Here is a 26,105-nt window from a genome sequence, read left to right as displayed (position 1 = left end):
CCCGAGGATATTTGGGCCGAACAGAAAGCGGGATGTTTTGCGCTTGGAAGGCGGAAGCCAACGTGTTGCGTGGGGGTGGGGCAGACCCGGCAGGTATTGCCGCAGGGCCGTGACAGGGGTAAGCGGCGCAGGAATGGGCGATGGAACAAGAGGAGTTTGGCAATGACGGGAACCTGGGGTGAGTTGTTTTTGGCGTTTGCGGTCTTTCTTGTGTCGCACCGCATACCGACCTTGCCACGGGTCCGGCAGCGGCTTGAGGCGAGGCTGGGCTCGATTGGTTTTACCGTTGCCTATAGTTTGCTGTCGGTGGTGTTGCTGGCATGGCTGATCCTGGCCGCCGGAAATGCGCCTTTTGTGCCTTTGTGGGATCAGGCGCTGTGGCAGCGTTGGCTGGCAAATCTGGTGATGCCGGTGGCTTTGGCCTTGGCGGTGTTTGGCCTTGGTGCGCCAAACCCACTGTCTTTTGGTGGGCGTGCGGCCGGGTTTGACCCGGAGCATCCGGGGATCGCCGGGGTGATGCGTCACCCGCTGCTTTGGGCGCTGGCGCTGTGGTCGGCGGTGCATCTGGTGGTGAACGGCGACCTTGCGCATGTGCTCTTGTTTGGCAGCTTTACCGGGTTTTCCGTGCTGGGAATGTGGGCGATTGACCGGCGCAAGCAACGCGTCATGGGGGCAGAGGTTTGGGCTGGTCTTGCGCGCTCTACCTCGACCTGGCCTTTTGCTGCCCTGGTGCAGGGGAGGTGGCGGCCGGTGGCGGGGCCTGGGCTGTGGCGCAGCCTGGTTTGGGTTGTGATCTGGCTGGGCGTCGTGCTGCTGCATGCCCCGGTCATTGGGGTTGCGCCGCTGCCCTGAGCCGATTTGTGTACGCTTGGCCACAGGCTGTATGAAGGGCTGGGCAAAACGCGGTGGAGGAACGCAGCGTTTGGCGCGTCTGCCATATATGAAAACGAGTGATCATAGGGAACTGGCAGTAGGTGCAGTGCCCCGTGACGCCATCGCCCCATGATTTTCAGTCAATCCCTGTGCCCTGCCGACAGATGCGTTCAGCAACAGGGCACAGAGGATCGGGCACTGCAGATGCAATTGCGCCGTTCAAGGCCTTAACCCAGAACGATCAGCGCGTGACGTTTGCGACCAGCGGTCAGTTTGATGGGCTGCGCCAGATGGCTGGCGCTGATCATCTCGCCCGCATCAACGACCACGACGTCATTCATCCGTGCGCCGCCTTCGGAAATCAGGCGCTTGGCGTCCTTGCCGGATTTGGCGAGCCCGGATTTGACGAAAAGCGACGAGACAGAGACGCCTTCGGCCAGTTCGGACGCGCTGACGGCAAAGGTCGGCAGGTCATCGCCGGTGCCGCCCTTTTCAAATACCTCACGGGCGGTCGCCTCGGCTGTCGCGGCGGCCTCGGCGCCGTGGCAAAGCGTTGTCACCTCATTTGCAAGGATGACTTTGGCGGCGTTGATTTCCGACCCCTCAAGGGCTGCGAGGCGGTCACATTCCTCCACCGAAAGCTCGGTATACAGTTTCAGGAAGCGGCCAACATCGGCGTCAGTGATGTTGCGCCAGAATTGCCAGAACTCATAGGGGGAGAGCATATCGGCGTTCAGCCACATTGCCCCGCCTTGGCTTTTACCCATTTTCTTGCCGTCTGACGTGGTCAGTAGCGGCGAGGTAAGGCCGAAAATCTGGGTATCCAGCACGCGGCGCGTCAGATCAATACCGTTGATGATATTGCCCCATTGATCTGATCCGCCCATTTGCAACAGGCAGCCATAGCGGCGGTTGATTTCAAGGAAATCATAGGCTTGCAGGATCATGTAGTTGAATTCGAGGAAAGACAGCGATTGCTCGCGGTCCAGCCGGGATTTGACGGATTCGAACGACAACATGCGGTTGATGGAAAAATGCCGCCCGATATCGCGCAGGAAATCGAGGTAGTTCAGATTGTCCAGCCACTCGGCATTGTTGAGCATGATGGCATCGGTCGGCCCATCACCGTAAACAAGGTATTTGGCGAAAACCTGTTGCATCCCGTCAATGTTTTCATTGATCTGCGCCGGTGAAAGCAATGGCCGTTCATCGGCGCGAAAGCTGGGGTCGCCCACTTTGGTCGTGCCGCCACCCATCAGGGTAATCGGTTTATGGCCCGTCTTTTGCAGCCAGCGCAGCATCATGATGTTGAGCAAATGCCCGACATGCAAGGATTTTGCGGTGGCGTCATAGCCGATATAGGTTGGCACGATGCCCTTCACCAACGCCTCGTCCAACGCCTGATAATCGGTGCAATCGGCCAAAAAGCCGCGCTCCGTCATCACGCGCATGAATTCCGATTTTGCATGGTAGGTCATGGGTCTCTCGTGCTTTATATAAAAGGTAATGCGCGTATAGCGGGGCGGCGGGGTGCCGTCAAAGGGGGCTGTGATGCTGAAGGCGGGAAATATATGGGCATTGGGGGCAATGTCGGGGACGTCTCTGGATGGTGTTGATGCGGCGATGGTGCTGACGGATGGGCACAGGATATTGGAGTTCGGGCATACCGCGTATCGCGAATATACCGAGGAGCTGCGCGATTTGATCCGGTCGGGGCTGGGGCTTTGGCAAGGCGAAGACGGCGTAGAGGCGGTGGCCGAGGGGGTTGAGGCCGCCCATGCCGCGGTGCTGGGGCTGTTTGAGGGGGCAGAGATCGTGGGGTTCCATGGCCAGACCCTGGCGCATGAACCGGGCGGGCGCGGAACGCATCAGGCCGGGTCGGGGCAGGTATTGGCGCAGGTCTTGGGCTTGCCCGTGGTTTGGGATTTCCGCTCGGCTGATGTAGAAATGGGCGGGCAGGGTGCGCCATTGGCGCCGTTTTTCCATTTTGCCTGTGCCAAATGGATCAAGGCCGAGGCCCCCGTGGCGTTCTTGAACCTTGGTGGGGTTGGAAACCTGACATGGATAGACCCAAGGCATCATGCCGCAGAAGAGGCGGGGGCCTGTCTGGCCTTTGACACCGGGCCTGCCAATGCGCCGATCAATGATCTGGTGACGGCCCGCCTGGGGCTGAGCCGGGATGAGGGGGGGGGGCTTGGCAGGAAGCGGCACACCGGACGCGGCGATTGTAGCGCGTTTTCTGACGCATCCCTATTTCTACAAGATGCCACCCAAGTCTTTGGATCGAAATGACTTTAGCAGTTTGGTCGAGGCAGTGGCGGGGCTTTCAGATGCCGATGCAGCCGCAACGCTGACAGCGGCGGCGGCGGCGGCGGTTGCAAAGGGGGCCGAACATTTCCCTGCGCCAGTGTCGCGCTTGCTGGTGACCGGGGGCGGGCGACATAATGCGGTCTTGATGGCGATGCTGGCCGATCTGATGCCATGCGAGGTTGTCCCGGTAGAGGCGGTTGGCCTGGACGGTGACATGCTGGAGGCGCAGGCCTTTGCCTACCTCGCGGTGCGGGTGGCAATGGGCTTGCCGACCTCTTGCCCCGGCACAACGGGGGTGCGGGCGGCGATCGGCGGGGGGCAGATCAGCCGACCCTGAGAGCGCAGTAAAAACCAGGCTGGTTTCAACAAGATCTGGAAATAAGATCTGGAAATGCCCTACCTGGCTGGCTTCCTTGCGCGGTCGCGGAACATCGAAAGCGTGTAAAGGGCCAGCGCAGCCCAGATCATCGGGAATGCAATCATCCGGGCGGGGCCGAACGGCTCATTGAAAATGAAAACGGCGGTCAGCAGGATCATTGTTGGCGTCAGATATTGCAAGACGCCGATGGTCGACAGGCGCAAGCCTTTGGCGCCATTGGCGTAAAACATCAAGGGAACAGCGGTGACGATGCCGCAGCCAAACAGCAAGATGGTGTCGGTTGTGTTGCCCATCAAGAAATGCCCGCCTTGGGTAAGGTACAGATAAAGCATATATCCCAGCGCCAAAGGCGTCAGCAGCAGAACCTCCAGCGTGAAGCCTTGATTTGGGCCGATGGGCAGTTGTTTCTTGAAATAGGCGTAAAAACCCCAGGAAAAGGTAAGAGCGATTGCGACAATGGGCAGGCGGCCCAGATCGACGGTCAGGATGACGACGGCCAATGCAGCCAAAACGATGGCGATCTTTTGCAACGGGGCGATGCGCTCTTGCAGTAAAAAGGCCCCGAGCAGGATGCTGAACAGCGGATTGATATAATACCCAAGGGCGGCGTCAAGCGTGTGGCCTGCGCCGATGGCCCAGACGTAAAACCCCCAGTTGACCGAGATGAGCGTGGCCGTGACGGCACCCATCAGCAAGGTGGAAGGCGTCCGGAAGGCAAGGCGCAGATCGGCCGTGCGACCCTGATAGAACAGAACCAAAGCGGCAATCGGTAAGGACCACAGGACACGATGGGCAATCACCTCTTGCGGCGGCACATGGGCCAGGGCCTTCATGTAAAGCGGCAAAAAGCCCCACAGGATATAGGCCGCGAGGGCATATAAAAAGCCGCGAAGGCTGTCTTCATTCTTTTTGGCAATCTGGGTCATACCAAGGCCTTAGCCGTGGCAACGAATTTGCGCCAGAGCGAAGTTGTATCCATTACATTTCAGCGCGCCTGCGGCAGGCGTTTCACAGCTATTCATACCAGGATGAAGCGGGGGGGAAAGCATCGGGACAAGCCTTGGCAAGGCTGGCCCCGCAATTCACGGGGGCCAGATTCAACGCGGCGGGCCAGCAGCCTTTTCAGGCTTTGAGGATGGAGCGGCCAGCAAATTCAGCGGTCTCGCCCAGCATTTCCTCAATTCGAATCAACTGGTTGTATTTCGCCAGCCGGTCCGACCGGGCAAGCGAGCCAGTCTTGATCTGGCCGCAATTGGTGGCGACGGCAAGATCGGCAATCGTTGCATCCTCGGTTTCGCCCGAACGGTGCGACATGACATTGGTATAGCCTGCGCGATGCGCCATTTCCACGGCGGCCAGTGTTTCGGTCAGCGTGCCGATCTGGTTGACCTTGACCAGCATCGAGTTGGCGCAGCCTTGCTTGATACCTTGCGACAGCCGGGTCGGGTTGGTGACAAACAGGTCATCACCGACCAGTTGGATGGTTTTGCCCAGCTTGTCGGTCAGCATCTTCCAGCCAGCCCAGTCATCCTCGGCCATACCGTCTTCAATGCTGATGATCGGGTAGGCGGCGCAAAGTGCCGCAAGGTAATCAACATTTTCCTCAGACGACAAGGACTTGCCCTCGCCCTTCATTTCATACTTGCCGCCCTTGTAATATTCGGTGGATGCGCAATCGAGGGCAAGCATGATATCCTCACCGGGGCGATAGCCAGCCTTCTCGATGGATTTCAGAATGAAATCAAGCGCGTCGCGGGTAGAGCTAAGGTTGGGGGCAAAGCCACCCTCATCACCGATACCTGTGGACAGGCCCGCGTTGGACAGCTCTTTTTTCAGCGTGTGAAACACTTCCGCGCCCATACGCACCGCGTCACGGATGTTTTCCGCGGCCACCGGCATGATCATGAATTCCTGAATATCAATCGGGTTGTCAGCATGTTCGCCGCCGTTGATGATGTTCATCATCGGCACGGGCAGCATGCGCGCCGATGTGCCGCCAACATAGCGAAACAGCGGCTGCCCCGAGATTTCAGCGGCGGCCTTGGCGACAGCCAGCGATACGCCCAGAATTGCATTCGCGCCAAGCCGGGATTTGTTGGGTGTGCCGTCCATTTCGATCATGGTGCGGTCAATCGCGACCTGCTCCAGCGCGTCAAAACCCACCAGTTCTTCGGCAATCTCGCCGTTCACAGCGGCAACGGCGTCCAGCACGCCTTTGCCCATATAGCGCGAGGCGTCACCATCGCGTTTTTCAACCGCCTCATGGGCGCCGGTCGACGCACCCGAGGGCACAGCGGCGCGCCCCATCATGCCGCTTTCCAGATGGACATCAACCTCGACAGTGGGGTTGCCCCGGCTGTCAAGAATTTCGCGGGCGTGGATATCGACGATTGTAGACATGATGCCTCCGTTGAGGGAAAAATTCTGTTACCCGTGTCTTTACCTTGGGAGAGTATGTTTGGAAAGGGCGGAGCGCAGGCGGCGGTTGCGTTGCTGGCGCAAGTGGCGTTCCCGCGCGAAGGTATAAAGCCCCGAGCCGATGATCAGGGTTGCCCCTGCCAGCATCCAGATATCCGGGCGTTCGCCAAAGAAGAGCGCGGCAAGAAGGGCGGAAAACACAAGGCGGGAATAGCGGAAAGGGGCAACGAAAGATACCTCGCCCACGCGCATCGCGGCCGTAACGGCCCAATAGCCGACAAGCCCGGTGACAAGGGCGATAAACATGTCGGCCCATTGGCCGGGGGCTATCGGCACCGGCGCCGTTTGGCCAAGGCCCATAAGAAGAAGCCCGGCCGGGACAAGGGCAAGATAGGCCCAGGTGGTGAGCTGAAACGTACCAATATCAGACGGCATCATCCGGGTAGACAGATCGCGCGCGGCGAGGATGAAGACGCAGGCAACCGTCAACAGACCCGCCACCTCGAACCCTTCGGTTCCGGGGCGCAGGATGATCAGCACACCGACAAAGCCGATCAGAATCGCCGACCAGCGCCGCCAACCGACAGGTTCGCGCAAAAACAGGGCCGCCCCCATGGTGACGACCAGCGGCGAGGCTTGCAGCAGCGCCGCGTTGACCGACAGCGGGATGAGCGAAAGGGCGGTTATATACAGCATGCTTGCCCCCGCTTCGGACAGCGAGCGCACAAGGGCGGCCCCGGTAAGGGCGCGGCGGGTCAGAATGGGCTGGCCTTGCGCATGTGCGACCGCCCAAAAACACAAGGCACCCGCCAGCCCCACCATCGCCATGACCTGCCCCGGATGCAGGGCCGTCGCGGCGCGTTTCAGAAAGACATCCTCAAACGCAAAGGCCGCCATCGAGCCAAGCATGAGCAGACTTGCGCGGGTGTTGTCCGTATCTTCACTGCTTTGCGAGGTCACGCGCAGGCCTTTGGCTGTGCAGCGTATGATGATGTTCCAGCCATGATTTCTTGCCTTTTGCGACCTGTCCAAGGCTTCGTGTAGCAGAATGAGGCACAGGCTCCAGCCATATTGTACAAAAGCGTGTTTGCGAGTCGGATGGGCAGGTGGCTTGCTATCTGTTGCCTTGTTCACATGCGGCAGCGATGCGGCCTGTGCGGTGCTTGGGCCAAAGCAGGCCGCTGTCGGCCGCTGGTATTGTCTTTGATCGGGTTTTATTGCGGCTTTGCCCCGCATGCTTACAGGGTCATGTCTGGATGCCCGATCGTTTGAGCGCAGAGGTCAGCATGAATTTTGGCTGCAAGTTTTTTGAACGCTGTAGCACATTCTTGCCGAGCGTCGCACGGGCGCAACACCTCATGATTCTGATTGGTGATTTGCCGATGTGCCGATTCTACCAAACCACCAGATATAGTGGCTGGAAGGTGCTTGGCCCACGCTATCAGCTATCGGTGGTAAATGGGCCGAAAGCAAAGCGAATGCTGGCAATTGGCCAACCCAACCTTGCCACTTTGACAAAAGGTTAACGGCCGGGCGCTTTTTGCGCTTTGGGCCCAAATCCAGAATGCAACCAGAAAGCGACTTGCCGAGGCATAAAAAACTGTGGAAAAGTGTTTAATTGTGATTGAACCGCCGAGCGAAATACGACAGTTTGAGCAAGCGCTGCCACGAAACGCTATATATAGTGGCACGCTAGAAAAAACCTATCATCTGACCGGTCTACGGTCGATCACGCCCCTGGGGGGGGCTGGGAGCGTGCTTTCCGAACGGATGGCGCGGGGGGTGGGTTTGTCTGATACGCAAACATCGGGTGCCAGCACGCCCGCAACAAGTCGGAGACGGGGCCAATGAAGATCGAGCGGACATTCACGGCAGAAACCACAGGTGCCTATGGCGCGATGGATTTTACCACCACGGTATCTGAAATCCGTAACCCAGACGGCAAGATCGTGTTTCGCAATGAGGCCGTTGAGGTGCCGACAGGCTGGAGCCAGGTGGCATCGGACGTGTTGGCGCAGAAATATTTCCGCAAGGCTGGCGTGCCTGCACGGCTGAAAGCGGTCAAGGAAAAGGGCGTGCCCGAATTTCTGTGGCGCTCCGTCCCGGATGAGGCCGAATTGGCAAAACTGCCCGAAGATCAACGGATTGTCGGCGAAACCTCAGCCAAACAGGTGTTTGATCGTTTGGCCGGGGCCTGGACCTATTGGGGCTGGAAGGGCGGGTATTTTACCGCCGAATCGGATGCCCGCGCCTATTATGACGAAATGCGCTATATGCTGGCCAACCAGATGGCCGCACCGAACAGCCCGCAGTGGTTCAACACCGGGCTACATTGGGCCTATGGCATCGACGGGCCGTCGCAGGGGCATTATTATGTAGACCACCTGACCGGCAAACTGACCAAATCCACCAGCGCCTATGAGCATCCGCAGCCGCATGCCTGTTTTATCCAATCGGTCAAGGATGATCTGGTGGGGGATGGCGGCATTATGGATCTGTGGGTGCGTGAGGCGCGCTTGTTCAAATATGGCTCTGGCACCGGCACCAACTTTTCCAGTCTGCGCGGGGCAGGCGAGAAGCTGTCGGGCGGTGGCAAATCGTCGGGCCTGATGGGCTTTTTGAAGATTGGCGACCGGGCGGCGGGCGCTATCAAATCGGGGGGCACCACCCGGCGCGCCGCCAAGATGGTGATCGTAGACGCCGACCACCCCGATATTGAGGATTTCATCAACTGGAAGGTGATAGAGGAGCAAAAGGTAGCAAGCATCGTTGCCGGTTCCAAAATGCATGAGCAAAAACTGAATGCCTTGTTTGCTGCCATCAAGGCGTGGGACGGGGCCGAAGCCGACGCCTATGAGCCGAAGGTGAACACCGGGCTGAAAGCTGCGATCAAGGACGCCAAGAAAGTTGCGATCCCCGAGACCTATATCAAGCGCGTGCTGGATTATGCCAAGCAGGGCCACACCAGCATTGAATTTCCGACCTATGATACCGATTGGGATTCCGAGGCCTATTCAAGCGTTTCCGGGCAGAATTCAAATAACTCCATCCGGGTGACCGACGCCTTTTTGCGGGCGATCAAAGAGGACGGGAACTGGGACCTGATCAACCGCAAGGATGGCACGGTTGCCAAAACCATCAAGGCGCGGGATTTGTGGGCGCAGGTCGGGCATGCGGCCTGGGCCTGTGCCGATCCGGGTATCCAGTTTCACGATAGCGTCAACGCCTGGCATACCTGCCCCGAGGACGGCGCTATTCGCGGTTCAAACCCTTGTTCGGAATATATGTTCCTGGACGATACCGCCTGCAACCTTGCGTCTATGAACCTGCTGACTTTTTACACAGGGGGCAGGTTTGACAGCGCCGCCTATATCCACGCCACCCGGTTGTGGACTGTGACGCTGGAAATTTCGGTGATGATGGCGCAGTTTCCAAGCCAGGAAATCGCGCAGCGGTCGTATGACTTCCGCACACTGGGTCTTGGCTATGCCAATATCGGCGGCCTGCTGATGAACATGGGCTTTGGCTATGATTCTGATGAGGGGCGCGCGTTGTGCGGGGCGCTTTCGGCGTTGATGACCGGTGTCTCTTATGCCACTTCTGCCGAGATGGCTGGGGAATTGGGGGCGTTTTCTGGCTATGCCCGCAACCGCGAACATATGCTGCGGGTCATTCGCAACCACCGCGCGGCGGCCCATGCAACCGGGGAATATGTTGGCGTGAACGTCGATCCCGTTGCCTTGGATCAGGTGAATTGCCCAGAGGAAACCCTTGTTGCGCTTGCAAAAGGCGCCTGGGATGAGGCCCTGGCCCTGGGAGAGGCGCACGGGTTCCGCAACGCGCAAACAACCGTGATTGCCCCCACCGGCACCATCGGGCTGGTCATGGATTGCGACACCACCGGGATTGAGCCGGATTTTGCGCTGGTCAAGTTCAAGAAGCTGGCGGGGGGCGGGTATTTCAAGATCATCAACCAATCCGTGCCCGCCGCGCTGGAAAAACTCGGCTATGGCTCGGCGCAAATCGCAGAGATTGTCGCCTATGCTGTGGGCCACGGCTCTTTGGGCAATTGCCCCGGCATCAACCATACCTCGCTGATCGGCCACGGTTTTGGCCCGCGCGAGATTGAAAAGATCGAAGACGCCCTGGCCTCGGCCTTTGATATCCGCTTTGTCTTCAACCAGTGGACGCTGGGCGAAGCGTTCTGCAAAGGTACGCTGGGCATTCCGGCGGAAAAGCTGGCCGACCCGACCTTTGATCTGCTGCGCCACCTGGGGTTCACAAAGGCGCAGGTAGAGCAGGCGAATGAGCATATCTGCGGCACCATGACGCTGGAAGGCGCGCCGTTCCTGAAGACCGAGCATTATGCGGTGTTTGATTGCGCCAATGCCTGCGGGCGCAAGGGCACGCGCTATCTGTCGGTGGCAAGCCATATCCACATGATGGCGGCGGCGCAGTCGTTCATCTCGGGCGCGATTTCCAAGACGATCAACATGCCCAATTCGGCGTCGATCGGCGAAACCCTGGCAGCGTATGAGTTGAGCCATTCCTTGGGCATCAAGGCCAATGCGTTGTACCGTGACGGCTCCAAGCTGTCGCAGCCTTTGGCCTCGGCACTGGTCGAGGATGATGACGAGGCCGAAGAGATTTTCCTGAACGGGTCAGATCAGGAAAAGGCCATCGTTCTGGCAGAAAAGATCATCGAGAAAGTGATCATCAAGGAAATCGTCAAATCGCATCGTGAAAAACTGCCTGAGCGCCGCAAGGGCTATACCCAAAAGGCGTTGATTGGCGGGCATAAGGTGTATCTGCGCACCGGCGAATACAAAGACGGCACCTTGGGCGAGATTTTTATCGACATGCACAAGGAAGGGGCGGGGTTCCGCGCGATGATGAACAATTTTGCCATCGCCGTGTCGGTCGGCCTGCAATATGGCGTGCCATTGGAAGAGTTTGTCGAAGCGTTCACCTTCACCAAGTTCGAGCCTGCCGGCATCGTGCAGGGCAATGACAGTATCAAGAACGCAACGTCGATTCTCGATTACATCTTCCGCGAATTGGCCGTGTCTTATCTTGACCGCACGGATTTGGCCCATGTCAAACCACAAGGGGCGACGTTTGATGATCTGGGCGGCGGCTCGGCCGAAGGCAAGCTGAACATCAGCCCGGTGAATGACGCTGCAGCCAGCCGAGGGCTGGAAGTGCTGCGTCACATTTCTTCAACCGGCTATCTGCGCAAAAGGCTGCCACAAGAACTGACGGTGCTGCAAGGCGGTATCAGTTCGGCAGCTTTGGCCAGCGGGATGGACACGATGTCGGTGCTGAACACCCTTGTTCCGCACCCCGCACAGGCAGGCGTGGCAACCACGACAGCGACGGCAAGCAGTGCGGTGTCAATGTCGATGGATGTGCGCGTGAAAGCCAAGATGCAAGGCTATGAAGGCGAGGCCTGTGGCGAATGCGGTAACTACACACTGGTCCGCAATGGCACCTGCATGAAGTGCAACACCTGCGGCGGGACGAGCGGGTGTAGTTGATCGATCACTCATGTTGATGCCCCTCCTTGTCAGGCTTATTGATTCTCAAATCCAAGCTGGAAATGGTGTGGTTACGAAGACTGCGGACCGCATCCAAAACGGACGGCGCGTCGGGAAACAGATAAGCCCCACTTGGCTGGCGCTCGATCAGCAGCTGCCTTTTTCTGATCTGCACATAGAGCCAGTTGACTGGGATGCCGAGCCTGGAGGCAAGTTCGTTTGCGGTGAGCAGGTCAGGATCGTGGTGCCATCTGTGACGCTGGTCGGCCACTTTGATGCCTGCGGCCGAACGGATGCGCTGTACGGTGACAGGCAGGACTTTGTCGGCGCAATTGGGTGAACGGTGCCCTTCACTGGTGAGACCGTTGGCTATCTCATCATCGGGCACCCCGGCTTGCGCAAGTTCGAGTATCCGATCCCGCATTTCGTCACCTCGGGCGAGGTTGGCGAGAGAATTCACCTGCATCTTGACTTCGAGTTCCGTCACCGCGCCACCGCGCCATACAATGCGGGCCAATGCGATGTCGTGCGTCCCCCGGTCGATGACCACCTTCTCGACAAGGCAGCGCAACAGCGCCTTGCGATGGGTATCTGTGGTGGCTGGATCCGCCCAGATTTGCGGTAGACGGCCAGTCAGGGCCACGACCTTGTCGTTGAACGCCTTGCCCATCGCCACTTTTGGGGCCGGGCGCGGCGCAGACCGTTCGGTAAGCGCTGTCTCGGCCGCCCGAGCCTCCATCAGCGCGCTCTCCCAACGACGCTCGAGTTCGGCTGCGACAAGACGGTTATCCGGATCGACACGATTGAACTGTCGTTCCGCCAAAGCTGCAGCATATCGGGTACGCTCGACGTCGCGTTCGGCATTTTTGCACAGCGCCGCGTCGACTCAGACTCTGGGCCCGGCGCGCGCGCGACAGGGCATCGAGTTCGGCAGGTGCCAATGCGCTCAGGAACGCGCCAAACACAGCAGCGTCGACGCGCGCGGCTCTTACGTGCTGGCACGTGGGCAATCCGGAATGGGAGACGCAGGTGGTTGCAGACGTACTCCCCGCCACCCTTGTATCGAACATACATCTTGTGACCGCACCGCGCACACCAGGCGATCCCGTGCAGCAAAAGCTCGCCGTCGCGGGGAGCGCCTCTGGTCTTGGTACGCATGTATTCAGCCCGGTTGTCGCTCACGATGTTGCGGATCTTCTCATAAGTCGGCCAATCGATATAGGCCGGATATCGGTCCTTTACGACGATACGCCATTCGTCAATCGGCCTCGCCACCTTTACCGAAGAACGATCATCGCGCGCGGCCGCACGGATGCGGGTCCGGCCATAGACGAACGCACCGGCGTAGGCAGGGTTTTTCAGAATACACGAAACAGCCGAGACTGTTGCGCGCGTCCAGTGCAGGTCGCCATGCCGGTCCTGACGCGGCAGATCAAGACCACGGCCGTTCAGCGTGCGCATGACCTTAGCAATGGTGCGAACCTTCAGAAAGAGTCCAAAAACAAGGGAGAGGCGTTCCTGAACGGCCAGGTTCGGATCCTTGAGCACCACACCGCTCGGGTCGCGTTTGAGACCGACAGGCAAGGTGAGCGCAAGTTCACCACGCTTCGCCTTTGCAATCAGGCCAGCTGTCAGGCGGCTGCGGATCGTATGCAGCTCGAGTTCGGATATGGTTCCCTTCAGGCCAAGAAGTAGGCGCCCGTTGGCGCTGCCTGGATCGTAGACGCCATCGCGATCAGCAATGAGACACTCCCGCAGCCCGCAGATGTCCAGAAGAGGGTACCAATCAGAACAGTTGCGGGCGAGACGTGTCACGTCGATTGACAGGATCAACCCCACTTCGCTGAGCCCAACCCGGCCGACTAGCTCTTTGAAGCCGCTGCGAAGCGCGGCGGATGCGCCACTCAGGCCCAGATCGGCGTCAATTACGTCGATATCGGCCTCATGCCATCCAAGCTCACAGGCGCGTTCGCGGAGCGCGTACTGGAGCCGTAGGCTCTCCTGATTGTTCACGACCTGATGCGGCGTTGACTGCCGGATGTAGACGACGGCCTTGCGCTTCAGATGCGTCGGTTGGATCAACTCGGACATCATAAAAGACCTCCGCCAGAACTGCGGCTATATCGTCGACGATCTGGCGTCGTAGCGTCGGCGGCAGTGTCGACCAGAGAAACATCGGGTTGTGTGCTCATGATAATCAACACAATCTACCATATTTAGTAGTTCGCACAAAGCGTCTATGCTCAGTTTGGTGGGAATATCTGGAGGCGCATGGCGCTCAGTTGTGGCCACAGGAACAAATAAAGTGACACCATGGCGGTACTCGACCTCATATGAAGGCAGAGAATTGCCTCCACGATACGGCGATCGACCCATTACCCGGAATGTTTGTCCATGCAGCGGGTGTCGTGGATCAAGAACCTGGATCTCCTCCGGAAAAAATTCGTCAGGCTCACTAGGCTGGGTATCCCTGAACCCCATCGAACAAGGGTTGTGGTTGTCCCTCCGGGCATAGTTCTTCTGTTTTCGGGCAAAGGTTTTCTGGTCTGGGGATAAAGGTTTTTTGGTGACGAGAAATGTTGGCGGTTTTCGAGCTTCGTGGTCGAGAGCCGCCATTATGTGGCCGTTTAGGGCGCGGCAATAAGAACAGTGAGATTGACTATGCCGGTTCCGCAAGCACAATTCACAGAGCTCCTCGAAGACATAGAGCCCAGTCAAACAACGAAAAACAAAGCTTCCGATGGGCACAATGCTATTCGTGAACACCTGCGGACTCAGCAGAGCTTCAAGGATAGATACGTTGGTAGCTTTTTGTCGGGAAGTTATGCCCGTAGCACGTCTGTCCGGCCGCGCACGTTAGATGGCGTGCTGGAGCGTCCAGAGTTGACATCATCGTAGTCACTAATTTTTCGACCGACGATCATCCTGACGATGTGTTGAGAGAAGTGTGCCGCGGGCTTGAAGACGGCGGCAATGGTTATGTGGTCGAGCAGATCAATAAGCGCTCAGTGCGCGTTGAGACGTGGCAGGCCGAGATGGATATCGTCCCGGTCGTGTCGACCTGGAACGGATACATGATTCCCGATCGTGATACCGGTGATTGGAAATTCACAAATCCACCGGTTCATACCAGTTGGAGTGCGGAGCAGAACCAGAGGTTCGGCGGTCGGTTCAAACCGTTCGTCAAATTGTTCAAGTGGTGGCGCAGGATGAACCCGAGTGGCCGGCGTCCCAAGGGTTTTGTCCTGGAGGTTCTTGTGTCGCGGCACGCTCCCGCGATCGAAACGCATTACGGTGAGGCGTTCACACAGCTCCTCGCAAATATCCATAACGAATACGCTTGGCTTGCGACAAATAATCAGAAGCCTGTCATAGCTGACCCGGCGGATCCATTGAATGACATTCTTGGCAAAGTGTCGGTCGCACAGTGGAAGGACTTCATCGAAAAAGTTCGTGTCTATGCAGACATAGCCCGTCGAGCCTAGGACGCAGCCGATATGGATGAGGCGACCCGTTTGTGGCGTCGGGTGTTCGGTGATAGGTTCAAACTCACCTCGAACGTGGCGAAGGCCGCGACATACGGAGGCTTCGCGGTCGCCGCACCTGTAGCAGCAGGTTATACATTCCCGAACGCCATGGCCGCTCCGGTGAATAAGCCGCGCGGTTTCGCTTGAAGCTCTGGTGGGTGATTAAATCCGCGAGATTGGCGGCGGAAAAATCTGCGATTGAAGCTATTGCCAGCCACGAAAACTGGTTTGAGATGGAGCGCTGGTGCTTCCACGAAAACATGTTCTGCGCTGAGGGTGTCATAAATGCGCATGGGCATCGTTATCCGATCCGGCTGATCTATCCCGATCAATACCCCGAAGTCCCCGCATGGGTCGAACCGCAGGGTGAGGTCCGGTGGAGTTCACATCAATATGGAACCGGGACGCTCTGCCTTGAGCTTCGGCCTGACAATTGGAACTCCGGAGCAACGGGCGCGGACGTCCTTCGCAGCGCCTACAATTTGCTTTTCATCGAAAATCGTCTTGGTGGGGGTGAGCACAAGGCGCCATCAGCCCATGATATTGGCGAACTTCAGTCCTACGACTGGGGCGCATTTCCAGTTCTGGTCGGTGCGGGCTGCTTGGAGCGTATCAAGAGTGGAACCGCCGCTAGTCTCACCGCTTTACGCTGGTTGGCACATGACGATGTGTGGCCGATAATGATTAACGATGAAGAGGATCGGCGGGCGTTCCAGCGCCCCCCTGACGCCAGTTGAATAGCCCCTAGATTTGTAGACGCCTTGCTTGGTAATTTTGGAAGCAAGGAGGACGGCTGTTGATTTCCACCCAGAACTGAGCCGGGGGGGGCGGACGAAAACTTGGACTATCTTGGAGGTAGTTCATGTATAGCTACGAAGAACGGTAAGCGTTTCCTAGGCGGCACCTTCCCAGTTTTTGCCTGACCTGCAACTCCACGGCTGATGGAGATCGGGGCAGGAGTTTCGCGATGGCGACTACGGTGGAGTTTCTCAGGGACTACGGTGTGGAGATACGGGCCAATGGTCAGAAGCGGTGGCCAGACGAGGTCAAGGCGCAGATCGTTGCAGAAAGCCTGATGCCTGGTGTGACGGTGAACGCGGTTGCGGCGCGGTATGGGCTTCGGGCGAACCACTTGTCGGAATGGCGTGGTCGGGCGCGCGACGGGAAGTTGGTTTTGCCTGCGCTGGCGGACAGCGGCTTTTGTTTTGCGCCTCTTGTGCTGTTGGATGAGAATACTGGTGCTGTGCCAACGCGTCCTGAGCGGCCGGGCCAGTCTGAAGCGCAGCCCTTGGGATTTATCGAGATCGCCGTGGGCCAGGTGACAATCCGGTTGGACGGTGCAACGACAGCCACGCGGATTGCCGAGATTGTGCGGGCGATCGGGCCGTCGTCATGATGCTCCCCTCGAACCGAGTGCGGTTTCTGGTCTCGACGCAGCCTGTCGACTTCAGGAAAGGCCATGATGGCCTGGCAGCAATTGTGTCGTCTGTGCTACGCAAGGATCCGTTCACCGGCACGGTCTTTGTGTTCCGCTCGCGTAAGGCGGACAGGTTGAAGCTGCTCTTCTGGGATGGCACTGGCTTGGTGATGGCCTACAAGCGGCTGGAGGATGCGACATTCACTTGGCCCGCGATCAAGGATGGGGTGATGGCGCTGAACCACGCCCAGTTCGAGGCGCTGTTTGCGGGTCTCGACTGGCGCAAAGTAAAGGCATTGGAGGCACGCCCGCCAGCTGCGGCAGAGTGAATCAACCGCTTGGTTTGGCGTGTTTTTGCGGGGGTTTTTATGGTAGCTTCAGCCCATGCAAACCGCACCCGTCATCGACCTTTCCGCCATCCCGGCCGCGCAACGCGCGGCGGTGCTGGCGTTGATGGAAACGGTGGCGACACTGACAGAAATCACCCGTCGGCAAGAGCATCTCATCGCCGAGCTGAACCACGCCCTGCATGGCAAGCGGTCAGAAAAGCTGTCTGAAGATGAACGCCAGCTGGCGTTCGAAGACCTGTCCATCGCCTTGGCCGAGGTTGAGACAGAAAAGAAAACGCGGGCCGCCAAGGCGGACAACGGGACGACCAAGCCTACGCCCAAGCGCACCATCGGCAACCTGCCAGCCGCGCTGCCGCGGATCGAAGAGATCGTTGAGCCCGCCAGCCTGATCTGCCCCTGTGGCTGCGGTGTCATGCACAAGATCGGCGAAGACCGCAGCGAGCGGCTGGACATCGTGCCGGCGCAGTTGCGCGTCATCGTGACCGTGCGGCCGAAGTATGCCTGCCGGACCTGCACCGACGGGGTGACCCAAGCCCCAGCACCCAGCCATCTGATCATGGGCGGCCTGCCGACCGAGGCCACCATCGCCCATGTGCTGGTCAGCAAATATGCGGACCATCTTCCCTTGTATCGCCAGAGCCAGATCATGGCACGGGCGGGCCTCGATCTGCACCGCGCCGTGCTGGCCGACTGGGTCGGCAAGGCTGCGTTCCACCTGAAACCCATCGTTGACCGGCTGGCCGACCACCTGAAGCGGTCATCCAAACTGTTCATGGACGAGACAACAGCCCCGGTGCTGGACCCGGGGCGCGGTGTGACAAAGACCGGATATCTCTGGGCGCTCGCCCGTGATGACAGGCCGTGGGGCGGCGAGGACCCGCCCGGCGTCGTCTACTTCTATGCCCCCGGCCGCGCGGGCGAGAATGCCGAAACCTTCCTCACCGGCTTCGATGGCATCCTGCAGATCGATGGTTACACCGGCTACAACCGCCTGACCAAACCCGCGCGCAAGGGAGGTGCGCCCATTCGGGTGGCGCACTGCTGGGCGCATGCCCGACGCAAACTCAAGGAGGTCTTCGATCGCGACGGATCGGAGATCGCCGCCGAGGGTCTGCGCCGCATCGCTGAGTTCTATGCCGTCGAGGCCGACATCCGCGGCGTCTCGCAAGGCCAGCGCCTATCTGCCCGCCAAGCCCGCACCGCGCCGTTGGTGGCCGCATTCGGTGACTGGCTGCAGACCCATCGCCGCAAGATCTCCGCAAAATCCCGCCTGGGCGAAAAGCTGACCTACATCCATAACCACTGGGACGGGCTGCAAACCTTCCTGCAGGACGGTAGCGTGGAGATTGACTCCAACAGGGTTGAAAACCTGATCCGCCCGATAGCCCTTAATCGCAAAAACGCGCTCTTCGCCCCCTCTCGGGATTTTGGCCTTGCCAAAACCCTGCCGGGCAACGGGGCATGACGAAGGCGGCATCGCCTGGGGCCGCATCGCCTCGCTCATCGAGACCTGCAAGATTAACGGCATCGAGCCCTTTGCCTATCTCAAGGCAACCCTGACCGCGATTGCCAACGGCCACCCACAAAGCCGCCTAGACGACCTGCTGCCGTGGAACTTCACGCCGCCAAGATAAGGTGACAGTGCTACCCAGCGACCGCTTACTGTATAGCTACGAAGAACGAATGCGCGCGGTTGAGCTTTATATCAAGCTCGGCAAGCGCTTGCGGGCGACCATCCGTGAGTTGGGGTATGCAACGAAGAACGCCCTGAAGGGTTGGCATCGAGAATATGAGCGTCGGCAGGATTTGCCGATATGTTCAGTGCCGCGCCTGCCTAAATTCTCGGCGGCACAAAGGCGGGTAGCGTTGGAGCATTATGCCGGCCAGGGGCGCTGTATTTCATGGACGCTGCGTGCCTTGGGCTATCCTGGCCTCAAGCCAGCTGCGCACGGCGCAGCGTTGGTAATACACCTTGCGTCCGAGCTTGATGCGCTGGGGGCCGGTTCGCTTTGCATCCCAACGCCACAGCGTATCCTCGGATAGCCCGAGGCTGATCGCCAGATCATGGCGACTGATCCAATCCTCCAGGAGGTCCATGTCGGGCCCTGATTGGTTGATGTCCTGCGTGTCCAACATCTGCATTTCCTTCCCCCGTTTGCGCCCGAATGCGGGCAATTGTGTCTCGGGGTGCAGGGAGCAGAGGGCAGGAGGTGGCAAAAACCGGCATATTCAAACCACCCTTCGTGCCACCCCTAGTTTTATTGAGGGTTTATCGAATTTCACTGCCTTCACACCGGCGAGTGTTCTTGCCGCATTAACAACCATTGGCTGCATGACCACGGTGCCGCTGGGGTGCCGTCGGCACGTCAGGAATCACCGCCGCGCGTGCCCCTCATGAAAGCTATGAAAAGGGATGAAGCGATGGCTTTACCGGCTCGTGTGTTCTGGACTTTGGAGAATTTGGCACTGCGCTGGGGGATGCGCTTCTGCCGACATTGTGGCATGGGCCACCGAGGGGATTGTTGACATCGTCACAAGTGCCGGAATGGTCCAATGCAGCGGCACTGAGCCGCTGATTGGATTGGTGGTGGTCTGCGCCGAAGACATCATGCCGTTGTTTCGGGGCAATCGCCCGGAAGCCAGGGCTTGTATGATCTGGCGCATCCGGCCGCAGGGCACAGCGACATGGAAGATCATCACGCCTCGCCAGAGTGATGGCCGATTGCAGGCAGGGTTACTGATCCTTTGCCAGACTCCGTTCGGCCTGAACGCCGCGTTCGCGTTCAGGCCAGCGGGATTTGATATAGGCAAGGATGTCATCGACATCTTTTGGCGCCAAAACCGCGCCGAACGCGGGCATGGCACTGTTGAAACGCACCCCCATCTGCGCCAAGGCCTGCTCACCGCCCAAGGTGATGTAGGCAATCAGGTCAGCGTCAGAATGATGCCAGGTGTGACCGCTGGCATCATGCGGCGGCGCGGGATAGCGCCCGTCTTCGCCGGGGCTGCGCCAGTCGGGCTGCCCTTCAAGGTTCGCACCATGACAAGACGCGCAGTTTTCATCGTAAAGGGCGCGGCCCCGCGCGGTGGCGTCCTCGCTTTGCGCCAAGGCCAAGGCGGCGGTTCCGATGCCTGCCAACAAGCCCGCCGCCGCGCGCAAAAGGGGGCCGCGCCTCATGTCTGTTCACCGATCGCGTGTTCCATCAGTTGATGCCATTGGCGCGCTGCAACTCACGCGCATAGGCGATAATCGCGGCAAGTTCCGCATCGGTCAGCGGTTGCGTAACCGGTGGCATGTTGCCAAAAGGCCAGTGATGCGCCCGCACGCCGTTGCGCGCCGCCATGACAAAAGCGCCATCGCCGTGATGGGAAGGCTCATAAATCTTATGCACAAGCGGCGGGGCGATGCCATCTTGCCCGGCGGCATTCTTGCCATGGCAAGAGGCACAAACCGCGCTGTAATAAACCTCGCCCTGTTGGGCCTGCGCGGAGAACTGGGCAGGAACCACGACATCTACCAAGGGCGCGCCCGTTTCATTTGCGTCAGTGCCGGGCGCAGTAGCCACGCTTTCGTTCCGGGCGGTTTGGCTTTTGGTCCAATACCAACCCGCCCCGGCAATGATGACCACAGCAACGACGCCGATAAGTCTTTTGTTCATGATGAAATCTCCAATTTTTCTTTGCCGACGGGCGGCTTTGCTGCTGGCCTGTGACTATGCAGGTGAAGCGCAGCGATGAATATATGTGCCACCGAAGGGAATGATCCGCTTCGGTGGCAAGGTGTCAGGCGGTTATGGCGAATTCGGTCATCATGCCGCTGGCGAGATGCGGCATGTGGTGGCAATGGAGCATCCAACGCGCGGCCTCGCCTGCATCCAGCGCAATCGTCACCATCGTCATCGGCGGCAGATACACCGTGTCGCGCATCGCGCCGTCAATGGCGCGCCCATTGACAGCGACCACTTGGAACACATGCCCGTGCAGGTGCATCGGATGCCCCATCATCGACATATTGTGGAACGCCAAATGCACGCGCTCGCCGGTCTTTGCGGTGATTGGCGTGTGGTTACCCCAAGTCTCGCCGTTTATCGTCCAAAGATAAGGCTGCATTGATCCGCCAAGCATAAGCATGTGGGACCGATCCACCGGGCGCGGCGCAAGGGACAGCGCATCTTGCGCCTTGGATGCCCGCAGCGCCAATTCTTGCGCCATATCGACGTCAAACGCAGCTGCGGCATCCGTTCCCAGATCATCCATCCTGCGGATTTCAGCACCCGCCGTGGCAAGGACCACCCCCGTGCGTTCGCGCGCGCCTTCGCGCAGGGCAAGGATCGAGAAGGCCCCCGCATCCGGCAGATCAATCTCGATCTCCAGCCGCTGCGCCATGGCAAGACCGAAACGGGTCCCCGCCACCGGTTCAACCGGGTGCCCATCCACCGCCACCAGCCGCGCAGGAATACCGCCCGTATCAATCCAGAACGATGTCGCCGCCGCCGCGTTGATCACACGCAGCAGAACGCGGCCTTTGCGTTCAACCGCAATCACCTCGGGGTCGGCAAGCGTGCGGTCATTGGCCAGATAGGCGTCAAAGTTGAAGTCGTTCAGGTCCATGGCCATGCCGGAATGGTCCATGCCACCCATCGCCATGCCGGGCATCATTCCGCCCATCGGCTGCGCGGGGGCCTCCATGCTGCTCATGTCATGCTGCGTCGCACCGCCCGTAATCTCGGCCAAGACCTCGGCCGCGGGTCGGAATGAGAAATCGTGCAGGAACATCACCACCTCTTGACGGTCGGCGGCCAAATCCTCGGGGCGGCGCACGATAAGGGGGGCGGCAAGCAGGCTCATCTCTTGCACCGGCACATGGCTGTGCATCCAAAAGGTGCCGGGAATGGTGGCAAAGTCGTAGCTGCGAACCTCGCCCGGCTGCAACAGCGGCATCGGCAGGTTGGGCACGCCGTCCTGCTCATTGGGCGGAATCTGCCCATGCCAATGGATGATCGTTTCCTCATCCAGCGCATTGGTCAGGTCCACGCGAAACCGTTGGCCGGGATCAAGGATCAGCCCCTGCGCGCCCGACCCATTGGTCAGCCCCATCACGGTGGCCGCGCGCCCGCCAACCTCAATCACCCGCGTCGAGGCTGTCAGGGAAAGCGGCGTAGCCTGTGCGAAACCCATGCGCGGCACGGCAGAGGTGGCAGCCAAGGCTGCGGATGCGGCCAGAAAGCCACGACGTGTAAGATCATGTTTCATCTGTGTTAAATCCATCATGCCCCGAAAGGGGCGTATCTGTCTAAGGCCGAAATTCGGCCCCGCCTGTTTCAGATCAGATGGATTTGGGGGGGCGATCAGCCGTTTCGTCAATTCGACCCTGCGGCAAGCCGGGCTGCGCGCGTGGATAGGATAGCGGGCGCAGAATTTCCGGGGCCGCGTTGGCTGGGGCGGACCAATACGCAATCGACATGGCACAGACCGCCATACACGCGGCGGACATGCGGTGACCCGAGGTGTCGCAATGTTCACCCGCGCGCATGACAGATTGGCTGTGCCCGCAGGATGCTGACGTGGTCTGCATTCCTCGGGTCATTGACGCATGCGCGATGCCGCCAAACAATGAGACGGCGATCATCAGCAACATTGAAAAAAGATGTCGTTTCATCGCACCAATCAGTATCTCGCAAGCGTGAATCTACAAACTGATAGCGGATTTCACAATACACGTTTCCGTTTTTGATTGTCATGAATATGCACCCAAAGGCTGCGATAGGAGGGAAAAGCTGTTGCAACGTCCCGATTGCCATGCATTTCCCCGATGGCGTCACCAGCCCGTCATGATGAATGAGCCGGAAAACTCCAACTTCCGGCGCCCCAAAACTGGGCGCAGAGCAAGAAGTGTTCTGCGCAGGCAGGGGCCTTGGACGGCGCACTGGCCGCGATAGCAACAGTTACGGAAGGCCTGTGCGGGTGCTGCTTTGTGACATGCTTACCCTCTAGATAAGTTTTCCATGACAGTATTGTAATCTGCCCGTAATCCAGATGCCGTGCTTGACAGCCATGACCGAAGACGGGCCGCCACATCAGGCAGGCAAAAATGTATAAGGTCGATTTCATCTTGGGCTGACGCAGGGGCTTTTAGGCAAGATGATCGCCGCCACGGCCCCTGCCAATTTGCTTGGCACAGCCTTTGGGCCGTATAATCTGCTCTGCGGTAACTTGTTGTTGGTTACAAGCGTTGTCGCTGGCTTGCTTGGGGGCTGGTTTGGCCCCTTCCACTATGTTCTGGATAAGGGCCGGAATTGCCATGATGACGCTTATGAGTCTAAACTTTTGTCGGTGGGCAACAGAAACAGATGCTGAAACTTCAAGCGACGCTTTTCCGATTTGGAAAGCTGATGCCATCTATTTAAGGAAAACAGGATGAACGGAAAAACCCTTATTGCGGATATTGCCCGCAAGGTTCTGGAGCGGGCAGAACGCCCCATTTCAGCGCGTGATGAGCAGGTTCTGGCCGATATACAAAACCGGACAGCTTCAACAAGCGCCGCACAAGACCGGGCGGCTTTGGGTGACACCTATTGGGACAGATTGGCCGACAGGGTGGCGCAAATCGGTGGCTCTTGGGCCTTTATCTTTTCGTTCGCGGCAATTCTCGTGTTCTGGATGGTTCTGAATTCCGAAATTCTGGCTGATTGGAATCTGTCTTTTGACCCTTATCCCTTCATCTTCCTCAATCTCATGCTCTCCACAGTCGCCGCCATTCAGGCCCCTGTCATCATGATGAGCCAGAACCGGCAAAACACGCGGGACCGGATTGCAGCAATGGCGGATTATGAAACCAATTTGCGTGCAGAACTGGAAATCATGGCGCTGCACGAGAAATGGGATCACGCAAGGCTGGCAGAACTTGAGGCCAAAATGGACAAGATCTTGACACTTCTTTCAGAAGATCCCAGAGAACGCGCCGATGACAACGCTTGATCTGTCACGCCTGCAGTTTGCCTTTACGATCTCGGCGCATATCATATTTCCGGCATTTTCTATCGGGTTGGCAAGTTGGTTGGCCGTGCTGAATGGCCTGTGGCTCTGGTGGCGCCAACCGCATTTTCTGGCCTTGTTTGAACGGTGGAAAATCATTTTTGCTTTGGTCTTTGCCATGGGCACGGTTTCCGGCGTTGTCATGTCGTTTCAGTTCGGCACCAATTGGTCTGTGTTTTCAGACAAGACCGGGCCGATCATCGGCCCCTTGATGGGGTATGAGGTGATGTCGGCGTTTTTCCTTGAGGCCGGTTTTTTGGGCATCATGCTGTTCGGTCGAGCACGGGTGGGGCCCGCGATACACATGCTGGCGACTTTAATTGTCGCAAGTGGGACCCTGTTTTCGGCTTTTTGGATCATCAGCGCGAACAGTTGGATGCAGACGCCTGCGGGTTTTGCAATCAATACCGCAGGTCAGTTTGTGCCGGTGGATTGGTGGGCTGTGGTGTTTAACCCATCCTTTCCTTACCGCTTGGTTCACATGGTCCTAGCGGCCTATCTGACCACTGCCTTTGTGGTTGGGGCCTGCGGGGCCTGGCATCTGTTGCAAGGGCGCACTGATCCCTGCCCGAAAACCATGTTTTCCATGGCAATGTGGATGGCATTGTTCATTGCCCCGCTGCAAATCATCGCCGGGGATCAACATGGTTTGAACACGCTTGCACATCAGCCCGCCAAAATCGCCGCTATGGAGGGGCATTTTGAAAGCTACCCAGAGGGGCATGCGCCGCTTGTTTTATTTGGGATACCGGATATGGAGGCGGGGGTCTTGCGCCACCCCATCGCCATTCCTGATCTGGGGTCGTTGATCTTGACACATGATCTTGGCACGCCATTGGTCGGGCTGGATGCGGTTCCAAAGGCGGATTGGCCAGATATGGCGATCATATTCTGGTCCTTTCGTCTGATGGTCGCGGTGGGGATTGCGATGGCTTTTATTGGGATATGTTCGGGTTATCTGCGCTGGCGTGGCCGCCTGTATGACAGTGCTTGGTTCCACAGGCTGGCTTTTGCAATGGGGCCTGCCGGGTTTGCCGCGGTTCTGGCTGGCTGGGTTACCACGGAGGCAGGCCGCCAGCCCTTTACGGTCTATGGGGTGTTGCGCACTGCAGATAGCGCCTCACCCTTGCAAGCGCCCATCGTTGGGGCCTCGTTACTGGCCTATTTTCTGGTTTACCTCGTCGTTTTTGGGGCCGGAAGCCTGTATGCGTTGCGGCTGATGGCGCAACCGATGACAGATCCATCGCAACCTCAGGCGGTGCAAAATGTTTGACAGTTTGGCGTTGATATGGGCCGGGCTGCTGGGGTTTGCGATGCTGGCTTATCTGGTGTTGGACGGGTTTGATCTTGGTGTCGGTATCATTTTCCCATTATTAGGAGGCCCCAAGGCGCGGCTGAATGCCATGCACAGTTTGGCACCAACATGGGATGGCAATGAAACATGGCTTGTGCTTGCAATCGGGGGCCTTTTGGCGGCCTTTCCATTGGCCTATAGCATCATATTGCCCGCAGTCTATATCCCGCTGACGATTATGGTGCTCGCGCTTGTGTTTCGTGGCGTGGCTTTCGAATTTGTCGAACGCAGGGGCAGATTGAACCGGTTCTGGTTGGTGGGGTTCGGGGCCGGGTCATTGATTGCAGCCGCGATGCAAGGGATGATGCTGGGCGCGGTTTTGCAAGGGATCACCGTGCAGGGGCGCAGCTTTGGCGGCGGGCCATGGGACTGGCTTTCGCCATTTTCCGCGATGACCGGCGCGGCCTTGGTTGCCGTTTATGCGGCACATGGCACGGCATGGCTGTTGCTGCGTGGCGTAAAGGTTCCGCGCTTGCCTGCACTGCTTTCTGGCGCGGCAGCTCTGGCTATTCTAGCGGTTGGAAATATATCTTTTCGCCTGCCAAAGGTTGCGGCCTTGCAGCAAGCAGTATGGATTGACCACAAGGCGTTTACCATCTTGTTGGCTGGGCTCGCAATGGTTGCGGTGATCTTGCTTGTGTTGGGATTGCGCGGTCAGCGCGGGGGCTTTTGCTTTGCGTCCACGACGCTTGCAATGATGCTAGGATTTGTGGCCCTGGTTGCAAGCGCTTTTCCGTTCCTGATTCCGTCAACACTAACCATTTTTGATGCAGCGGCCCCGGATGCCTCGCTTGGGTTTTTGCTGGTTGGGGCGGCTGTTTTGTTGCCGGTCATTCTGGCGTATACGTCATTCGCGTATTGGGTGTTCTTGCGGGCAGAGCCGCCCAAGGCCAAACTGTGACCTG

Annotated in this window: 21 protein-coding genes and 3 pseudogenes; 13 read left to right on the top strand and 11 right to left on the bottom strand. The window is 58.6% G+C overall.

Annotation, left to right across the window (positions count from 1 at the left end; all coding sequences use genetic code 11):
- Window positions 1-162: 162 nt before the first annotated feature.
- Window positions 163-852 carry an NnrU family protein gene (locus VDP61_RS11285; protein ID WP_323006995.1) on the top strand — a complete coding sequence of 230 codons (690 nt, stop codon included), beginning with the start codon at window positions 163-165 and terminating at the stop codon, window positions 850-852.
- Between the two features lie 248 nt (window positions 853-1,100).
- On the opposite strand, the gene tyrS is transcribed toward VDP61_RS11285, so the two are convergent.
- The gene (tyrS, locus tag VDP61_RS11280) at window positions 1,101-2,351 is read right to left on the bottom strand and encodes a tyrosine--tRNA ligase (RefSeq protein WP_323006994.1); all 1,251 of its coding nucleotides are present in this window, start codon (window positions 2,349-2,351) and stop codon (window positions 1,101-1,103) included.
- Between the two features lie 73 nt (window positions 2,352-2,424).
- On the opposite strand from tyrS, the pseudogene VDP61_RS11275 reads away from it, so the two are divergent.
- A pseudogene (locus tag VDP61_RS11275) lies at window positions 2,425-3,520 on the top strand (anhydro-N-acetylmuramic acid kinase).
- A gap of 59 nt (window positions 3,521-3,579) precedes the next feature.
- Here the strand turns inward: VDP61_RS11275 and rarD are convergent.
- The 3 genes from rarD to VDP61_RS11260 form a co-directional block, all read right to left on the bottom strand.
- On the bottom strand, window positions 3,580-4,488 hold the full coding sequence (gene rarD / locus VDP61_RS11270; RefSeq protein ID WP_323006993.1) for an EamA family transporter RarD: 909 nt from the start codon (window positions 4,486-4,488) through the stop codon (window positions 3,580-3,582).
- A gap of 196 nt (window positions 4,489-4,684) precedes the next feature.
- Window positions 4,685-5,962, bottom strand: coding sequence for a phosphopyruvate hydratase (gene eno / locus VDP61_RS11265; protein ID WP_323006992.1), 1,278 nt, complete (start codon window positions 5,960-5,962; stop codon window positions 4,685-4,687).
- A 39-nt stretch (window positions 5,963-6,001) separates the two neighbouring features.
- Window positions 6,002-6,940 (bottom strand): DMT family transporter, encoded by a 939-nt coding sequence (locus tag VDP61_RS11260; protein WP_323006991.1) that lies wholly within the window; start codon window positions 6,938-6,940, stop codon window positions 6,002-6,004.
- 887 nt (window positions 6,941-7,827) lie between these two features.
- On the opposite strand from VDP61_RS11260, the gene VDP61_RS11255 reads away from it, so the two are divergent.
- A complete protein-coding gene (locus VDP61_RS11255) occupies window positions 7,828-11,517 on the top strand; it encodes a vitamin B12-dependent ribonucleotide reductase (RefSeq protein ID WP_323006990.1) in 3,690 nt (1,229 codons plus the stop codon).
- Window positions 11,518-11,521: 4 nt separating this feature from the next.
- Here VDP61_RS11255 and VDP61_RS11250 read toward each other — a convergent pair whose 3' ends face one another.
- Window positions 11,522-12,187 (bottom strand): hypothetical protein, encoded by a 666-nt coding sequence (locus VDP61_RS11250; protein ID WP_323006989.1) that lies wholly within the window; start codon window positions 12,185-12,187, stop codon window positions 11,522-11,524.
- 68 nt (window positions 12,188-12,255) lie between these two features.
- Window positions 12,256-13,611: a recombinase family protein gene (locus VDP61_RS11245; protein WP_323006988.1), complete on the bottom strand. Its 1,356-nt coding sequence runs from the start codon at window positions 13,609-13,611 to the stop codon at window positions 12,256-12,258.
- Between the two features lie 567 nt (window positions 13,612-14,178).
- Between VDP61_RS11245 and VDP61_RS17875 the strand changes: the two genes are divergently transcribed.
- From VDP61_RS17875 to VDP61_RS11215, 7 genes and pseudogenes are all read left to right on the top strand, one after another.
- Window positions 14,179-14,415, top strand: a complete 237-nt coding sequence (locus VDP61_RS17875) for an SMODS domain-containing nucleotidyltransferase (RefSeq protein ID WP_416236529.1) — start codon at window positions 14,179-14,181, stop codon at window positions 14,413-14,415.
- Window positions 14,416-14,453: 38 nt separating this feature from the next.
- Window positions 14,454-15,002, top strand: coding sequence for an SMODS domain-containing nucleotidyltransferase (locus tag VDP61_RS11240; RefSeq protein WP_323006987.1), 549 nt, complete (start codon window positions 14,454-14,456; stop codon window positions 15,000-15,002).
- Between the two features lie 185 nt (window positions 15,003-15,187).
- A complete protein-coding gene (locus tag VDP61_RS11235; RefSeq protein WP_323006986.1) occupies window positions 15,188-15,781 on the top strand; it encodes a hypothetical protein in 594 nt (197 codons plus the stop codon).
- A 230-nt stretch (window positions 15,782-16,011) separates the two neighbouring features.
- A complete protein-coding gene (gene tnpA, locus VDP61_RS11230; RefSeq protein WP_323006985.1) occupies window positions 16,012-16,440 on the top strand; it encodes an IS66-like element accessory protein TnpA in 429 nt (142 codons plus the stop codon).
- Window positions 16,437-16,790, top strand: coding sequence for an IS66 family insertion sequence element accessory protein TnpB (tnpB, locus tag VDP61_RS11225; protein ID WP_323006560.1), 354 nt, complete (start codon window positions 16,437-16,439; stop codon window positions 16,788-16,790). The genes tnpA and tnpB overlap by 4 nt, the downstream gene beginning before the upstream one ends.
- A gap of 124 nt (window positions 16,791-16,914) precedes the next feature.
- Window positions 16,915-18,445: pseudogene (tnpC, locus tag VDP61_RS11220) on the top strand (IS66 family transposase).
- Window positions 18,446-18,473: 28 nt separating this feature from the next.
- Window positions 18,474-18,743 (top strand): annotated as a pseudogene (locus tag VDP61_RS11215) (IS3 family transposase); the annotation flags it as partial.
- Here the strand turns inward: VDP61_RS11215 and VDP61_RS11210 are convergent.
- The 5 genes from VDP61_RS11210 to VDP61_RS11190 all read right to left on the bottom strand — a co-directional run bounded on the left by VDP61_RS11210 (window position 18,711) and on the right by VDP61_RS11190 (window position 22,470).
- Entirely contained in the window at window positions 18,711-18,908 is a 198-nt protein-coding gene (locus VDP61_RS11210) for a transcriptional regulator (RefSeq protein WP_323006984.1), read from the bottom strand. The pseudogene VDP61_RS11215 and the gene VDP61_RS11210 sit on opposite strands and share 33 nt — an antisense overlap.
- 637 nt (window positions 18,909-19,545) lie before the next feature.
- Entirely contained in the window at window positions 19,546-19,989 is a 444-nt protein-coding gene (locus VDP61_RS11205) for a cytochrome c (protein WP_323006983.1), read from the bottom strand.
- A 25-nt stretch (window positions 19,990-20,014) separates the two neighbouring features.
- Window positions 20,015-20,470, bottom strand: coding sequence for a cytochrome c (locus VDP61_RS11200; RefSeq protein WP_323006982.1), 456 nt, complete (start codon window positions 20,468-20,470; stop codon window positions 20,015-20,017).
- A gap of 124 nt (window positions 20,471-20,594) precedes the next feature.
- A complete protein-coding gene (locus VDP61_RS11195) occupies window positions 20,595-22,064 on the bottom strand; it encodes a multicopper oxidase family protein (protein ID WP_323006981.1) in 1,470 nt (489 codons plus the stop codon).
- Between the two features lie 73 nt (window positions 22,065-22,137).
- Window positions 22,138-22,470: a hypothetical protein gene (locus VDP61_RS11190; RefSeq protein ID WP_323006980.1), complete on the bottom strand. Its 333-nt coding sequence runs from the start codon at window positions 22,468-22,470 to the stop codon at window positions 22,138-22,140.
- Between the two features lie 758 nt (window positions 22,471-23,228).
- Here VDP61_RS11190 and VDP61_RS11185 point away from each other — a divergent pair.
- The 3 genes from VDP61_RS11185 to VDP61_RS11175 are packed head-to-tail and all read left to right on the top strand — an operon-like array spanning window position 23,229 to window position 26,101.
- On the top strand, window positions 23,229-23,789 hold the full coding sequence (locus tag VDP61_RS11185; RefSeq protein WP_323006979.1) for a DUF1003 domain-containing protein: 561 nt from the start codon (window positions 23,229-23,231) through the stop codon (window positions 23,787-23,789).
- Window positions 23,776-25,119 (top strand): cytochrome ubiquinol oxidase subunit I, encoded by a 1,344-nt coding sequence (locus VDP61_RS11180; protein ID WP_323006978.1) that lies wholly within the window; start codon window positions 23,776-23,778, stop codon window positions 25,117-25,119. Before VDP61_RS11185 ends, VDP61_RS11180 begins: the two co-directional genes overlap by 14 nt.
- Window positions 25,112-26,101, top strand: a complete 990-nt coding sequence (locus VDP61_RS11175; RefSeq protein WP_323006977.1) for a cytochrome d ubiquinol oxidase subunit II — start codon at window positions 25,112-25,114, stop codon at window positions 26,099-26,101. Before VDP61_RS11180 ends, VDP61_RS11175 begins: the two co-directional genes overlap by 8 nt.
- The last annotated feature ends 4 nt before the right edge of the window (window positions 26,102-26,105 follow it).

The sequence above is a fragment of the Pseudorhodobacter sp. genome (assembly GCF_034675685.1).
In the GTDB taxonomy this organism is placed as follows: Bacteria; Pseudomonadota; Alphaproteobacteria; order Rhodobacterales; family Rhodobacteraceae; genus Pseudorhodobacter.
Note: the sequence above shows the minus strand (reverse complement) of the source record. Positions and strands in the feature narration are given on the sequence as shown.

What these genes read in the sequence shown, in the direction of transcription:
- VDP61_RS11285 (WP_323006995.1), top strand. Translation starts at nt 163, where the DNA reads ATGACGGGAACCTGGGGTGAGTTGTTTTTGGCGTTTGCGGTCTTTCTT.
- VDP61_RS11180 (WP_323006978.1), top strand. Translation starts at nt 23,776, where the DNA reads ATGACAACGCTTGATCTGTCACGCCTGCAGTTTGCCTTTACGATCTCG.
- VDP61_RS11185 (WP_323006979.1), top strand. Translation starts at nt 23,229, where the DNA reads ATGAACGGAAAAACCCTTATTGCGGATATTGCCCGCAAGGTTCTGGAG.
- VDP61_RS11175 (WP_323006977.1), top strand. Translation starts at nt 25,112, where the DNA reads ATGTTTGACAGTTTGGCGTTGATATGGGCCGGGCTGCTGGGGTTTGCG.
- VDP61_RS11200 (WP_323006982.1), bottom strand. Translation starts at nt 20,470, where the DNA reads ATGAACAAAAGACTTATCGGCGTCGTTGCTGTGGTCATCATTGCCGGG.
- VDP61_RS11205 (WP_323006983.1), bottom strand. Translation starts at nt 19,989, where the DNA reads ATGAGGCGCGGCCCCCTTTTGCGCGCGGCGGCGGGCTTGTTGGCAGGC.
- VDP61_RS17875 (WP_416236529.1), top strand. Translation starts at nt 14,179, where the DNA reads ATGCCGGTTCCGCAAGCACAATTCACAGAGCTCCTCGAAGACATAGAG.
- VDP61_RS11250 (WP_323006989.1), bottom strand. Translation starts at nt 12,187, where the DNA reads ATGGGCAAGGCGTTCAACGACAAGGTCGTGGCCCTGACTGGCCGTCTA.
- tyrS (WP_323006994.1), bottom strand. Translation starts at nt 2,351, where the DNA reads ATGACCTACCATGCAAAATCGGAATTCATGCGCGTGATGACGGAGCGC.
- rarD (WP_323006993.1), bottom strand. Translation starts at nt 4,488, where the DNA reads ATGACCCAGATTGCCAAAAAGAATGAAGACAGCCTTCGCGGCTTTTTA.
- tnpB (WP_323006560.1), top strand. Translation starts at nt 16,437, where the DNA reads ATGATGCTCCCCTCGAACCGAGTGCGGTTTCTGGTCTCGACGCAGCCT.
- eno (WP_323006992.1), bottom strand. Translation starts at nt 5,962, where the DNA reads ATGTCTACAATCGTCGATATCCACGCCCGCGAAATTCTTGACAGCCGG.
- VDP61_RS11255 (WP_323006990.1), top strand. Translation starts at nt 7,828, where the DNA reads ATGAAGATCGAGCGGACATTCACGGCAGAAACCACAGGTGCCTATGGC.
- VDP61_RS11190 (WP_323006980.1), bottom strand. Translation starts at nt 22,470, where the DNA reads ATGAAACGACATCTTTTTTCAATGTTGCTGATGATCGCCGTCTCATTG.
- VDP61_RS11210 (WP_323006984.1), bottom strand. Translation starts at nt 18,908, where the DNA reads ATGGACCTCCTGGAGGATTGGATCAGTCGCCATGATCTGGCGATCAGC.
- tnpA (WP_323006985.1), top strand. Translation starts at nt 16,012, where the DNA reads ATGGCGACTACGGTGGAGTTTCTCAGGGACTACGGTGTGGAGATACGG.
- VDP61_RS11245 (WP_323006988.1), bottom strand. Translation starts at nt 13,611, where the DNA reads ATGATGTCCGAGTTGATCCAACCGACGCATCTGAAGCGCAAGGCCGTC.
- VDP61_RS11195 (WP_323006981.1), bottom strand. Translation starts at nt 22,064, where the DNA reads ATGAAACATGATCTTACACGTCGTGGCTTTCTGGCCGCATCCGCAGCC.